The organism is Sphingobacterium cellulitidis (assembly GCF_043187465.1).
Taxonomy (GTDB): Bacteria; Bacteroidota; Bacteroidia; order Sphingobacteriales; family Sphingobacteriaceae; genus Sphingobacterium; species Sphingobacterium cellulitidis.
In genome coordinates, this window is record NZ_CP171136.1 from 637,131 (window position 1) to 650,744 (window position 13,614).

Here is a 13,614-nt window from a genome sequence, read left to right on the forward strand (position 1 = left end):
ATTACCAAATAGATTAACCATAGAATGGTTAATGCGGTTATGTATATGATGTTGGATTTTTTCATGTCAGTTCGATTTATAGAGTTCGATTAATTCCTCCTCGGTTATTTTTAAAAGTTTTGCGGTTTGAAAGAATTTTGGAGCTTCTATTTGAATGAAGTTTTCTTTCTTTTCTTTCAGGATGGTTTGTAAGGCGTTGTCAGATACAAATAATCCAAGACCACGCTTATTAAAAATAATTTCGTCTTGTTGTAATTTATCATATGCTCGCATCACAGTATTGGGATTTACTTCAACACTTCCGGCAAACTCTCGGACTGATAGAATTTTTTCACCTATCTGCCATTCACCTGTTAAGATTTTTTCCATGACAATATCAATTATTTGTAGATATATGGGTTTATCTGATTGGAATTGCATCTAGACCTCCTTTTCTTTTAAAAAATAATACAACCCTATGTAACCTAAAGCTGTTGCAAATAATAGTGGAACCCATCTATAGATTGAAACATATGTTTGGTTTGCGATATAGGTGAAATAACCCTCCCAAAAGAATGTACTGATATATAATCCGATCACTATTGCGAAAGTTAATATACCTGCAGAAATTAGGATACTATATTTTTTGAAGTATAGAATAGCATAAAGGAAAAATGGGAAAATTAGAAAAATTACCATGAGATGTTTGAAATATCCGAGTGCCAAACTTCCAGTATAAAAGACGCTATATTTTGAAATTTCCGTATAAAGCATTCCGTTCTCATCAATAGTTTTAATGACCTGTTCTAGGTAGTTTTGTCTAAAATAAAACTCTACGATATAGTTTAAGCCTAGAATGATCAAATAATTGTAGATGGAAATAAGTGCTGCAATAATGATATAAGAGATCATCTTTTGCCCTGAATTAATAGGGATAATAAAATCATATGTTTTGCGGAAAACTCCAGCAATAAACATAAGGTGAAGAAATGGGGCTACAATAATTAGGATTAATGACCAAGATAAATGTTTTATGTCTCTTAAATCAAGAATCATCGAGGAACTCAATTGTGACTTGTCCACGAAAATATAATTACCCAAATCAGTGGTTATTATTCCTAAAAGGAAGAAGATTATTGCAACGATAGGAATTGAAAAAATCATATACCTATTTGTGGCAAACTGACATTTAATATATTGGGATATGGTTTTCATAATTCAATAGGATTAGGATTGTTTGTAAATGCATTGAACAAAAATTCAATATCTAGTTTCGATTCAGACTCTTGGTTATTTCTCACTAAGTAAAATTGGCCTACGATATCATCTTGAACATAAACTGCCTGACCTGCATCCGCAGAATTTTTACTAATTCGGAATTGTTGTGATAGCGTATGGATATTTTCATCTAATACGATGCTTCCGTTTTTCATGATTAGCAAGTGATCAAAGAGCATATCTACATCACGAATCTGATGGGTGGCAATCAAGAAGATACTTTCCTCATTGATATATCTGCTGAGTAGCTTCCTGAATACTGCTTTAGAGGGGATATCTAATCCATTGGTCGGCTCATCCATCAATAAGACGGAGCTGTTACATGCAAATGCAAAGGAAATATGAACCTTCCTATGTTGACCTAATGAAAGAGAACTTATCCTGGAGTTGGTAGGAATATTGAACTCTTTGATACAGTCCAAGTACTGTTGGTGGTTGTACTTGCTGTAGAATGCCCCATACAACGTTCCAAACTGTTCGATTCCAAGATCCGGTAATTTGCTGTAATCTGGAAGAAAATAAACCTCATTCAGGTATGCTGCATTTCGTTCGGAACTGAGATTTCCGTTGAATTCAATAGTTCCATCTTTTGGAAGCAACATCCCTACAATTAATTTGAGTAAGGTGGTTTTGCCCTCACCATTTAAACCTAATAAGCCATAGATGTTTCCTGGCTTTAGGGTTGTGTTGATATTCCAAAGAATATTCTTGTTCGGTTTATAATAATACGATAATGATTTAATGGTTAGCATAGCGTATTGTTTTAGTGTATTAATGTAGTAGTACACTCCAAATATACACAGGTATTTTATATCTGCAAGAAAAAAATAAAAAAAATATTTTAGGGGAGTATTGTAGGAGAGGGGATTACAAAAGAGAAGGGCAGAATTAATATTCTGCCCTTCTCTATTTTTTATTGCTCATATCTATTATTGAGCAGGTGCTGGAGTTTTATCTACCACTAGTTTCTTATCGCGGTTAGCAATCTCCCAAGCTGTATGGAAAACAAGTTTTTCGCGTTTTGCCATCATCGGGAAGTCGATTTTATCTACCGTATCATTTGGTGTATGATAGTCTGGATGTAATCCCGAGAAGAAGAAAATTACTGGAATACCGTGTTTCGCCAAGTTGTATTGGTCAGAACGGTAATAGATACGCATTGGATCCTTGGGATCATCATACATATAATCTAATTCCATTTGGGTATAGTCATTGTTTGCTTTTTCGTTGATTGCTTTTAACTCAGAGCTCAACATTTCAGAACCAATGGCGTGGATATAATTATGATTTCCGTTTAAGTGCTTGTCATCGATACGACCAATCATATCCATATTCAAACAAGTAACCGTATTACTCAATGGGAAAATTGGATTTTGAGAGTAGAAATTAGATCCTAATAATCCTTTTTCTTCAGCAGCAAAGGCCATGAATAAGATTGTTCTTCTAGGACCTTTTCCATCTTTCTTAGCAGCAGCAAATGCTTTAGCCAATTCCATAACACCTACAGTACCTGAACCATTGTCATCAGCACCTGGGAAGAATGTTCCATCAGGAAGGATACCATCATGATCATAGTGACCTGAGATAATTACAACCTCATCTTTAAGGTCTGTTCCTTCAATCACTCCTAATACGTTAGGATCATGGAATTCTTCTTTCTTAACACCCATTGTAGCGTCTACAGATGATTTAACATCGAATGAATTTGGCTTACCTGTTGAATTAATAGTTGCAATAACTTTGTCAATTGAAGTATTGTTTGCAGCTAGAATTTGGTTTGCGATATCCATGGTAATGTTCGCAACTGGAATATCCATTGTTGCTTGATTTGCGTTGGATTGCGCGTCACTTGATTTCAAAGTGAAACGACCGGCAGTCATGCGGTTTCCAAATTTGCTGATCATTTCAGCATTTTGAGAATTTACAGCAATGATCATTTTGGGTTTCAATTTGGTCAGTTCTTGAATTCTCTTGAAACGGCTTGTAGACCATTCAGAAGGATTGCCAGAACCAGTGATCAAGGAATTGCCATTTTTAATTGGCTCACCTTCATTGATCACTAATACCACCTTACCTGCAATATCAAGTCCTTTAAGGTCATTGTATTTGTCAGTTTGAATACCATATCCTACAAATACAATATCAGAAGCTTTAAAGTCTCTGCTATTGTTGTTGCCTTGGATAAATAGGTCTTTACCGTTTACCAATGGCTTGTTATTGATAATGAATTTATCAACAACATAGGAGTTTCGGATTAAGTCCACAGGTTGGAAATAAGAACCATTTACAGCTGGTTTTAAGCCTAGGTCCTTGAATACATTGGCAATGTATTCCACTGTTTTTTTACCACCTTCTTGACCTGTACCGCGACCTTCAAATTCGCGAGAAGCAAGAATGGTCAAGTGTTTTTTAGCTGACTCTTCAGTCAATAAATCAGCATATTTTTTCTGATTTACCTGCTTGTTTACCGAACAGCTAAAAAGGGTTGGAATTAAGAATGAAAGGATAAGTAATTTTTTCATTATTGTTTTTAATTGGTTATGCACATGAGATTTTGTTGACACGATTTGCATGGCGACCGCCTTCAAAGTCGGTAGTCAAGAAAGTGCGAACAATACGTTTTGCTAAATCTAGGTCAATGAAACGCGCAGGAATACATACCACATTGGCATCATTATGCTGACGTGCTAATGCTGATATTTCCTCTAACCAACAAATAGCTGCACGAATACCTTGGTGTTTATTCGCAGTAATGGCTACCCCATTTGCACTTCCGCAAATTAGAATACCTAATTCGTTTTCTTTGTTTTCTACACTGCTTGCAAGGGGATGCGCATAATCTGGGTAGTCCACAGAATCTGCAGTAGCAGGACCGAAATCCTGAACAGTATAACCTAGTTCATTTAAGAATGTGATTAGAGCTGCTTTATATTCAACCCCAGCGTGATCACTGCCAATTGCGATTTTTTTAGACATGATGTATTATTTTGTATTATAAAATTCTTTTTCTGCTAACTCCTTTGATTTTTTCACATTCGCGGATACCATAATACTTAATTCGTATAGGATAAACATTGGAGCACTCACTGTAAGGAGTGTAATTACATCCGCTGTAGGAGTAATAATTGCCGCAATAACTAAAATGATAACAATAGCATATCTACGGCTGGCACGCATAAACTCTGGCGTCATAATGCCAATCTTCGATAAAATAAAGATCAAGATAGGCAGTAAGAATATAATCCCACAACCTAAAGTAAGCGTGGCAATAGTGGACAAGTAAGAGTCTATGGTAATTTGGTTGGTAATTTCATCACTTAACGATACGTTAGCAAGGAAGTTAACCGACAATGGAACTACGATATAATAACCGAATAAGGCTCCGATGATGAATAGTACTGTCGCGTAGAATACAAATCCTCGTGCTGATTTTCTTTCAATATCCGTTAATGCCGGTTTGATGAATAACCAGATTTCGAATAATAGATAAGGGAAACCTAATGCTACCGCCATCAATAGACAGGAGTTAATCTGTAACATGAACTGCCCGGCCAATTCCGTATTGATGATGTTGAAAGGAATCTTCTCGACACAAAAACCTTCAAGATTTAATGCTGCTCCAACCTTACACATCATTCGGTAGGTCCAAAAATCCAGACTCTTGGGGCCCATGATTATTTGGTTGAAGACGAAGTCGTAAAATGTAAATGAAAGAATTGCGAAAACGGTTATTGCAATAACGGAGCGGATGATATGCCATCTCAGGATTTCCAAATGATCGAAGAAGGACATTTCTGCTTCGATGTTCTTTCCTTTATTCTTAATGGCTTCAATAAGTTTAATATTCTTGGACATGTATTTTCTATGCGGTAATCTATTCGTTAGAAAACAAAAATACCATTCTTCTCTCGAAGAATGGCATGTTTTGTATATGTAAAGTAAATTTTATACAACCTCCTCATCAGGATACTCCGTAAGGTCGAAAGTTTCCATGAATTTCGTTGTGAAATTACCTGCCCTAAAGTTAGGATCACGCATCAAACGAAGGTGAAGTGGAATAGTTGTTTTTACACCCTCAATTACAAATTCACTTAATGCACGCTCCATTGTATTGATAGCTTCTTCACGAGTTTGGGCTACACAAATCAATTTTGCAATCATTGAGTCGTAGTTAGGAGGGATTGAATATCCTGAATAAACGTGCGTATCTACACGAACCCCGTGTCCACCTGGTGAGTGGAAATTGGTAATCTTACCGGGAGACGGACGGAAGTTGTTGAAAGGGTCTTCCGCATTGATACGACATTCAATTGCATGCATGGTTGGCTCATAGCTTTTTCCTGAAATAGGAATTCCTGCAGCAACTTTAATTTGTTCTTTGATCAAGTCGAAGTTGATAACTTCTTCTGTAACCGGATGCTCTACTTGAATACGAGTATTCATTTCCATAAAGTAGAAGTTGCGGTGTTTGTCAACTAGGAACTCAATTGTTCCAGCTCCTTCATATTTAACCGCTCTAGCACCTAGGATAGCAGCTTCACCCATTTTAGCACGCAATTCTGGCGTAATAAATGGAGATGGAGCTTCTTCAACTAATTTTTGGTGTCTTCTTTGGATAGAACAATCACGCTCAGAAAGGTGACATACTGTTCCGTATTGGTCACCAATCACTTGGATTTCAATGTGACGAGGATCTTCAACGAATTTCTCTAAGTACAATCCATCGTTTCCGAATGCTGCACCTGACTCTTGACGAGCAGAATCCCATGCGTTTTCAAACTCTTCGTCTTTCCAAATGATACGCATACCTCTACCACCACCACCAGCAGTTGCCTTTAAGATGACAGGGTATCCCATTTCATTTGCGATTTTTAAACCAGTTTTTACATCTGGTAATAATCCGTCTGAACCAGGGATAGTAGGTACACCAGCCTTTTTCATGGTTTCTTTAGCGGATGCTTTATCTCCCATTTTCTCAATCTGGTCTGCAGTAGCACCAATAAATTTGATGCCGTACTCAGCACAGATAGCGGAGAATTTAGCGTTTTCTGATAAGAAACCGTATCCAGGGTGGATTGCATCTGCATTTGTTAATTCTGCAGCCGCAATAATATTTGGAATATTTAAATAGGAATCTTTACTAGCAGGAGGACCAATACAAACAGCTTCGTCCGCAAAGCGAACGTGTAAACTATCGCGGTCAGCAGTAGAATATACTGCAACACTTTGAATCCCCATCTCTTTACAAGTACGGATAATTCGAAGCGCAATCTCCCCTCTATTTGCAATTAATATTTTTTTGAACATAATACTGTATGATGTAACACTTTATCTCTTAGCACAATAAAAAAGTTTCTGGAATTACTCCGGAAACTAACTAGGATCTACTAAGAATAAAGGTTGGTCGTATTCTACAGGTTGTGCATCATTTACTAAAATCTTCACGATTTTACCTGATACTTCCGATTCGATTTCGTTGAATAATTTCATGGCTTCAACGATACAGATTACCTTTCCAGGAGTTACTTCATCACCTACGTTGACAAATGAAGCTTTGTCTGGACCTGGAGAACGGTAGAATGTTCCGATAATTGGAGACTTAATAGTAATGTATTTCGAGATTTCATCCGCAGGAGCTGCAGGAGTAGCCGGAGTAGCCGGAGCTGCTGCAGGTGCTGCAACTGGTGCTGCTACAGGAGCAACTTGAGCTGCAGGAACAGTCGCAGTTACGTATGTAGGCTCTTGATTAGTCTTTATCGTAATTTTAAAATCTTTCTCTTCGATTGATACTTCATTCACACCCGATTTGGAAACGAATTTGATCAGATCTTGAATTTGTTTAATATCCATACTCATATGCTAGTAGGTTTGTTTAATAATTTTAAAAAATAAATAGCTATAAAGGTAATAATAAAATGCTGATTAATACGCCCATCTTAAATAAATGGAGCCCCAAGTAAATCCACCACCAAAGGCAGCAAGAATTAAATTGTCTCCTTTTTTAAGCTGGCTTTCCCATTCCCATAAACATAGTGGAATAGTGCCGCTCGTCGTATTACCGTATTTTTGAATGTTTACCATTACTTTTTCCTCAGGTAATCCAGCGCGTTCCGCAGTAGCATCAATAATACGCTTGTTCGCCTGATGTGGTACTAACCAATTAACATCTTCTGATGTCAATTTGTTTCTTTCCATCACTTCAACAGCTACATCAGCCATATTGGTTACTGCAAATTTAAATACTGTACGACCTTCTTGATAAGCATAGTGTAAACCAGCATCAACAGTTTCGTGTGTTGCAGGGTTCAATGAACCACCGCCTTTGATATTTAAGAATTGACCGCCTGATCCGTCTGTTTTTAAAACAGCATCAATCAATCCGTTTCCTTCTTCATTTGGTTCTAATAATACTGCCCCACATCCGTCACCGAATAGAATGCATGTATTTCTGTCTGTATAGTTGACAACAGATGACATCTTATCGCCACCAACAACCAATACTTTTTTGTGTTTTCCAGACTCAATAAATTGAGCTCCAGTGGTTAATCCGAAGAGAAATCCCGAACATGCTGCTTGTAAGTCGAAACCCCAAGCTTTTTTAGCGCCGATTTTGTCTGCTAAGATGTTGGCAGTCGCCGGGAATAGCATATCAGGAGTACTGGTACAGAAGATAATTAAATCAAGATCCTCGGCAGAAATCCCTCTTTTCTCCAATAAACCCTTCACTGCTGGAACTGCTAAATCAGAAGTAGCTTTTCCTGGATCCTTTAATATTCTTCGCTCACGAATTCCTGTGCGGGTTACGATCCATTCGTCGTTAGTGTCTACCATAGTCTCCAACTCTTTGTTGGTCAGGATATAGTCAGGAACGTAACCATGTACTGCAGTAATAGCTGCGTGAATTTTAGACATATTTTTTAGTTAAATGCAGATTTGATCTTCTCAATAAATTGTGAGGCGATCATATCTCTCGACAATAATACCATATTTTTAATTGCCTCTGGACTTGAAATTCCATGGCCAATGATTACAGGGGCATTGACCCCAAGAATTGGGCTGCCACCATATTGCTCGTAATTAAACCTATCAAAGAATTGATCTTTAAATCCTTTCTTCAACGTAACTACATAAAATGATTCAGCTAGCTTGAGCACTACATTGCCAGTATAGCCATCGCATACAATTACATCGGCATGATCACTAAATAAATCACGTCCTTCTGCATTTCCGATAAAATTGATTTTGTTGTTTTCTTTTAATAGAGGGTAGGTAGCGATGGTTAGGTTGTTTCCTTTTTCTTCTTCTTCACCAATGTTCAGTAGTCCGACCTTTGGTGAGGGAATGCCATATACATGTTCTGCATAAAGGCTTCCTAGGATAGCAAATTGGTTCAGCATTTCTGGTTTACAATCTGCATTCGCTCCGACATCCAATAAAATTCCAAATCCGTCTTTCAGCTTCGGAACATTGGTCGCAATTGCAGGTCGTATAACGCCTGAAATAGTCTTTACACTAAACATAGCACCGACCAGCATGGCGCCGGTATTACCTGCTGAAGAGAAGGAATCTATCTCTCCATTTTTCAATAAGTCAAATCCCTTGGCTATTGAAGAGTTCGGCTTTTGGCTGATTGCTTTTGTGGGATGTTCGTGCATGCTGATATTCTCAGGTGCATGAACATAATCAAATTTTGAGGGGTCAGATCCAGCTTCGGCAATAGCTTTCTTATTCGCTTCTTCATCGCCAAATAGGACAATTCGTTGCGAATCATCCAACTGTTTTTGAGCTTCAATCGCTCCTTTGATATTTGAATCTGGAGCAAAATCCCCCCCCAACACGTCTAATCCAATCTTCATTCGTTATTATTTATATTATTCAATAATACGCAAAAAACATCCCAAGTGAAAGTTAATAATATAAAATATTATACTTTTTTGGGATGTTTTTAAGAAAGATGTCGTTAGACAGCAGCGGTGTTCTCAATAATTAATTTACCGTTGTAGTATAAGTTACCGTCTACTGTATATGCGTGGTGAGGTCTGTGCACCGCGCCAGTTTCTTTACAAACAGTTAAGCTAGGTAATTCAGCTTTATAGTGTGTTCTTCTCTTGTCTCTTCTAGATTTAGAAGTTTTACGTTTTGGATGTGCCATCTCGTATTTTTTGTTTTAGTTATTTTTAATATTCTTCAATGCTTCCCAACGAGGATCAATGTTTCCATTGTCTTCCTCAGACGAGCTCTCTTCTTCATTTTGAATCATGTCCAACATCTCTGGATCACATGCTATCCCATCCCCGTTTTCACTACACTTAGGGTAGGGTGGAACTGCCACATTGATATACTCATAAAGTAATGGGGCAATATCTAATTCATAATCATTCTTGGATAAGGTAATCACTTCTTCTGTGTCCTCGTTCCAGTCCTCATCGATGAATTTTACCAAAGCACGTTCCTTAATGTGAACAGGCGAATCAAAGGTCGATAGACAAACATCGCAAGTCAGTTTTATTGTGCCTTGAATGTCGAAATTAGCTATCAACATGTTTTCCTGTTTCTGCAAGTCGACAACCGCTTTCAGATTGCCTTCCTGTACTAAGGAATGTTCGTAACATGCAAAGAACTTCTCGTCGATTTCAAAGTCAAAACTGTGCTTACCTGTTGAAAGACCTGAAAATGGTATTCTGTATTTTTTTAGATACTTCACAATCTTGCATTTGAGCCTGCAAAAGTAACGATTAATTAAGTATAAATGAAATTTATTTTAAAAAATCGTTTAGGCTATTCGTAATAATTTTTTCCTAATTCAATTTTCGGACGATCATTCGCCATCCGCCATTTATTGGTGTCCCGCAAGGAGTAGGCACAACCGCAGTATTCCTGCATGTAAAACCTCTCTTTTTTGCTGATTTCCAACATCCGTGCAGAGCCGCCTTTCTTGCGCCAGTTGAATGTCCAATACTCCATATCCGGGAACCTGGAAGCTGCCCTTAAGCCACAGTCATTGATCTGCTCCATGTTTTTCCATCTGGAAATCCCCAGAGAGCTTGAAATAACATCAAAGCCATGCTCAGCAGCATATTCGGCAGTTTTCTCAAATCGCATATCAAAACACATCGTACAACGACTTCCGCGCTCAGGCTCGTTCTCCATGCCCTTTGCGAGTTCAAACCAATGATCTACATCATAGTCCGCATCAATAAATGGAATGTTGTGTTTCTCAGCAAAACGAATGTTTTCCTCTTTCCTCAGATCGTACTCTTTCCTTGGGTGAATATTGGGATTATAGAAATAGATCGTAAAATCTATATTGGATGCGATTAATGCCTCCATTACCTCACCAGAACAGGGAGCACAGCAGGAGTGAAGCAAAAGCTTTTTCCCTTCGTTGGGCAATTCCAACTTCTCTCTTACAAATTCTTTGTTCTCCATTGCTTTATAATCTATTCTGCAATTTTACACAAATCCATCAATTTAACCAACTTTAACAATCTTAAACGCTTAGGTAGCCTACGACAAACGATAATTTTATACATTTGTAATAAATTATTTGTTTTATGAAACTAAGGTACCTATTTGTTCTCCTTGCAATCGCCACAGTGATAGGATTTTATTCCTGTGAAAAAGACGATGATGAACCTCATACCAGCAATAATATTTCCCGACTTTATATATCCTATTCTGATTTTAATGAGAATCTAGGTTCAACTAGATTTAATAATATAGTCTTGTTACCTTATTCGGATACGACAGCAGCAGAAATGAGTGTTGGTGCAAGCCCATTTTTATCAGGTGCTAGAGGTGGTAGAACCATCTATTTCAACCCTAGTGCGCAAAAGATTTTTCAAGCATCATTTAACACCACAGTCGTAGATACATTTATTTATAAACTCTCGATTGGGGAAACAGGTGCCTTGAGTAATGATAGAGGACAAATCCGTCAATCGGTATTGCAATCGGTTCGTGGCTTGGTATTTCATCCTAGCCTGGATAAATTATACGCTATTGATAATGGTGGGACTAATCCTATGTTTTATGCCTTTGACAGACCAAGAGGATTGGAAGAATTCAGAAAACCTGGACAGAAATTTCAATTCCAAAATGATATTGATCCATGGGATGTGACTATTGTAAAAAGTGGCTTGGTGGTAAGTAAATCAGGTGCAAATGGGGGAGTGGAGATCTATGATGGGTTGATTATTAGCCGAGATTCTACCATCAATTCTGTACCGCCTTCAAAAGTGTTGTCGGTTTCTGGTACCCAAGGTAATATTCGAGGGATGTCTGTAGACACTGTTAATAATATGATGGCTTTGACAGATTTTCTTCAAACTGGTTCTGGAAGTAATGTTACTTATCAAGGACGGGTTTTGATTTTTGATGACTATGCTAAAATCAGTCAAGCCAGTGGTACTATCACACCTACCCGAATCATTACAGGTGCGCTGACTGGATTAAAACAACCAGTAGATGTAGAACTGGATTTCAGAAAAGACAGTAAATATATTTATGTTGCTGACCGAAACTCCAAAGCCGTATATCGATTCTTAAAAACAGATAATGGAAATGTGGCTCCAAATGCGACTTATCAGTATAAGCAAGCAGGACGGGCAGATTTTTCTACCCCAGAGGGCATATCCTTAGACGCAAGAAATTAAAAGATATAATAGTATCGAATAGGAAGACGAGGTTATTGAATCTCGTCTTCTTCAATTAAAGCCAGTAGAGTTTCAACCTCAAGCCTCTTTTCCGCATTGTCTACATGCTCGTAGGCAGCAATCAAATTCCTTAAAACCCGCTTAATAATGGAGATATTATCACAAGGCAGGGTATAGTTGTCCGATAATGGTAGATTAAGTTGTCTCAGGAAGGCATAAATATCCTCCTCACGCATAATTTGCCCTCTATTGAACACATTGATATAAAACTCAACCTTATCATGATTTTCACCATCTACATAAGCCAATACAAAATGTTTGGGCAAGTTCACACCATAGATAGGAATATCTAGTTTTTGTGCCACCAATGCATAGATGCAAGCTAAGCTAATAGGATTCCCTTTCTTGGTTTCAAGAACCTTATGGATAAATGAATTTTGGGGATCATGATAATTAGAAGTATTCCCAGATAGACCAAATTCCCTGAACAGAATATTGTTCAATAGCTTTACCTTTTCCACCGGACTCATATCATACATCAAATGATACCAAGCATTCCGACGAATCTCCGCTAATTGATAATATACTTGTTCTTCATGAAGATTGGGGTATTGATAGCGATTGATGATGAGTAGACCTTCCAGCAGATCCTCTGAATTATTGAGTTTCCAGAGTTGCAGGTCATTTTTGACTTGATCGTACTGAATTCTATGAATGATATTCTCAATCCGACTTTGGGAAAGCGGGTCAAAAGAAGATTCCCACGAGTGTTCCAACAAAGGGATTACCTCAGGCCCACAGGTGATTAATTTGTGCTCTATCTCTTGAAAAATCTCCCGGTCGGGATCATCCAAAAGATAGATGAGTGCCTTAATTTCTTTTTCATTCACAATGAAATTTACGAAATAAAAGGCAATCCCAAAAATCCTTCACAATTTTGTTATTTTAACTGACCATCCAACATATTCAGGATAGACTTACCATATTCTGCATTCTTCTCAGAGTGAGTTACTTGTATAATGGTCATCCCTTCATCATTCAGTTGTTTGAAAAGTTCCATAATTTCCTCACCTTGCTTTGAATTCAGGTTTCCAGTAGGTTCATCTGCCAATAGTAATCTCGGTGAACCCGCCAATGCTCTGGCAATTCCGACTACCTGTTGCTGACCACCTGATAATTGCGCAGGAAATAAATCTTTCTTCCCTACAATATTAAAACGGTCTAACATATCAGATACAATGCTCTTACGTTCTGATGAAGATAAATTTTTATAGATCAATGGTGTTTCAATATTTTCATAAACAGTCAACTCATCAATCAAATGATAAGACTGGAAAACATAGCCTATATGTGATTGAAACAACTGAGAACGCTTTTTCGCTTTCATATTCAGCACATCTTCACCCATAAAAGTGTAGCTCCCTTCATCCGGTTCATCCAACATCCCAATTACATTCAATAGGGTAGACTTACCTGAACCCGAAGGACCCATAATGGATACAAAATCTCCCTCATTGATCTCTAAATTGATGTCCTTCAATATAAAGTTCTTGGCACCTCCGACACTGTACCATTTGAATATGTGCTCTAATTTAATCATGTTTTTTTATAGTATTTAGTATTTAGTATTTAGTATTTAGACCTTTCCTGCTCCACATGAACGTCTTAAATCATCTTATCCTTTCCAATCAGGTTAATATCT

General features: G+C 37.6%; 16 protein-coding genes. 1 reads left to right on the forward strand and 15 read right to left on the reverse strand.

From position 1 onward, the window contains the following. Positions 1-66 precede the first annotated feature (66 nt). The 13 genes from ACF3OC_RS02785 to ACF3OC_RS02845 form a co-directional block, all read right to left on the reverse strand. Positions 67-420, reverse strand: coding sequence for a GntR family transcriptional regulator (locus tag ACF3OC_RS02785; RefSeq protein ID WP_094280207.1), 354 nt, complete (start codon positions 418-420; stop codon positions 67-69). Then, the gene (locus ACF3OC_RS02790) at positions 421-1,143 is read right to left on the reverse strand and encodes a hypothetical protein (RefSeq protein ID WP_144043675.1); all 723 of its coding nucleotides are present in this window, start codon (positions 1,141-1,143) and stop codon (positions 421-423) included. A 47-nt stretch (positions 1,144-1,190) separates the two neighbouring features. Further along, positions 1,191-2,009 carry an ABC transporter ATP-binding protein gene (locus tag ACF3OC_RS02795; protein ID WP_094280205.1) on the reverse strand — a complete coding sequence of 273 codons (819 nt, stop codon included), beginning with the start codon at positions 2,007-2,009 and terminating at the stop codon, positions 1,191-1,193. A 177-nt stretch (positions 2,010-2,186) separates the two neighbouring features. After that, positions 2,187-3,779 carry a M28 family peptidase gene (locus ACF3OC_RS02800; protein ID WP_094280326.1) on the reverse strand — a complete coding sequence of 531 codons (1,593 nt, stop codon included), beginning with the start codon at positions 3,777-3,779 and terminating at the stop codon, positions 2,187-2,189. 16 nt (positions 3,780-3,795) lie between these two features. Further along, entirely contained in the window at positions 3,796-4,233 is a 438-nt protein-coding gene (gene rpiB, locus ACF3OC_RS02805; RefSeq protein WP_094255442.1) for a ribose 5-phosphate isomerase B, read from the reverse strand. A 6-nt stretch (positions 4,234-4,239) separates the two neighbouring features. Further along, the gene (gene tatC / locus ACF3OC_RS02810; RefSeq protein ID WP_094255441.1) at positions 4,240-5,112 is read right to left on the reverse strand and encodes a twin-arginine translocase subunit TatC; all 873 of its coding nucleotides are present in this window, start codon (positions 5,110-5,112) and stop codon (positions 4,240-4,242) included. Between the two features lie 90 nt (positions 5,113-5,202). Next, positions 5,203-6,564 (reverse strand): acetyl-CoA carboxylase biotin carboxylase subunit, encoded by a 1,362-nt coding sequence (gene accC, locus ACF3OC_RS02815; RefSeq protein WP_094255440.1) that lies wholly within the window; start codon positions 6,562-6,564, stop codon positions 5,203-5,205. Between the two features lie 66 nt (positions 6,565-6,630). After that, entirely contained in the window at positions 6,631-7,113 is a 483-nt protein-coding gene (gene accB, locus ACF3OC_RS02820; protein ID WP_392470844.1) for an acetyl-CoA carboxylase biotin carboxyl carrier protein, read from the reverse strand. 66 nt (positions 7,114-7,179) lie between these two features. After that, positions 7,180-8,169 carry a beta-ketoacyl-ACP synthase III gene (locus tag ACF3OC_RS02825; RefSeq protein WP_094255438.1) on the reverse strand — a complete coding sequence of 330 codons (990 nt, stop codon included), beginning with the start codon at positions 8,167-8,169 and terminating at the stop codon, positions 7,180-7,182. Between the two features lie 5 nt (positions 8,170-8,174). Then, positions 8,175-9,113, reverse strand: coding sequence for a phosphate acyltransferase PlsX (gene plsX, locus ACF3OC_RS02830; RefSeq protein ID WP_094255437.1), 939 nt, complete (start codon positions 9,111-9,113; stop codon positions 8,175-8,177). 104 nt (positions 9,114-9,217) lie between these two features. Further along, positions 9,218-9,409, reverse strand: coding sequence for a 50S ribosomal protein L32 (gene rpmF, locus ACF3OC_RS02835; protein WP_093100719.1), 192 nt, complete (start codon positions 9,407-9,409; stop codon positions 9,218-9,220). Between the two features lie 15 nt (positions 9,410-9,424). Then, positions 9,425-9,961: a DUF177 domain-containing protein gene (locus ACF3OC_RS02840; protein WP_094255436.1), complete on the reverse strand. Its 537-nt coding sequence runs from the start codon at positions 9,959-9,961 to the stop codon at positions 9,425-9,427. Positions 9,962-10,035: 74 nt separating this feature from the next. Beyond that, positions 10,036-10,686: an epoxyqueuosine reductase QueH gene (locus ACF3OC_RS02845; RefSeq protein ID WP_094255435.1), complete on the reverse strand. Its 651-nt coding sequence runs from the start codon at positions 10,684-10,686 to the stop codon at positions 10,036-10,038. A gap of 125 nt (positions 10,687-10,811) precedes the next feature. On the opposite strand from ACF3OC_RS02845, the gene ACF3OC_RS02850 reads away from it, so the two are divergent. Further along, positions 10,812-11,912, forward strand: a complete 1,101-nt coding sequence (locus ACF3OC_RS02850; protein ID WP_094255434.1) for a hypothetical protein — start codon at positions 10,812-10,814, stop codon at positions 11,910-11,912. 32 nt (positions 11,913-11,944) lie between these two features. Here ACF3OC_RS02850 and ACF3OC_RS02855 read toward each other — a convergent pair whose 3' ends face one another. After that, complete coding sequence (locus ACF3OC_RS02855) at positions 11,945-12,805, reverse strand: transglutaminase-like domain-containing protein (protein ID WP_371128715.1); 861 nt, start codon at positions 12,803-12,805, stop codon at positions 11,945-11,947. A gap of 47 nt (positions 12,806-12,852) precedes the next feature. Beyond that, positions 12,853-13,512, reverse strand: coding sequence for an ABC transporter ATP-binding protein (locus ACF3OC_RS02860; protein WP_094255432.1), 660 nt, complete (start codon positions 13,510-13,512; stop codon positions 12,853-12,855). Positions 13,513-13,614 lie beyond the last annotated feature (102 nt).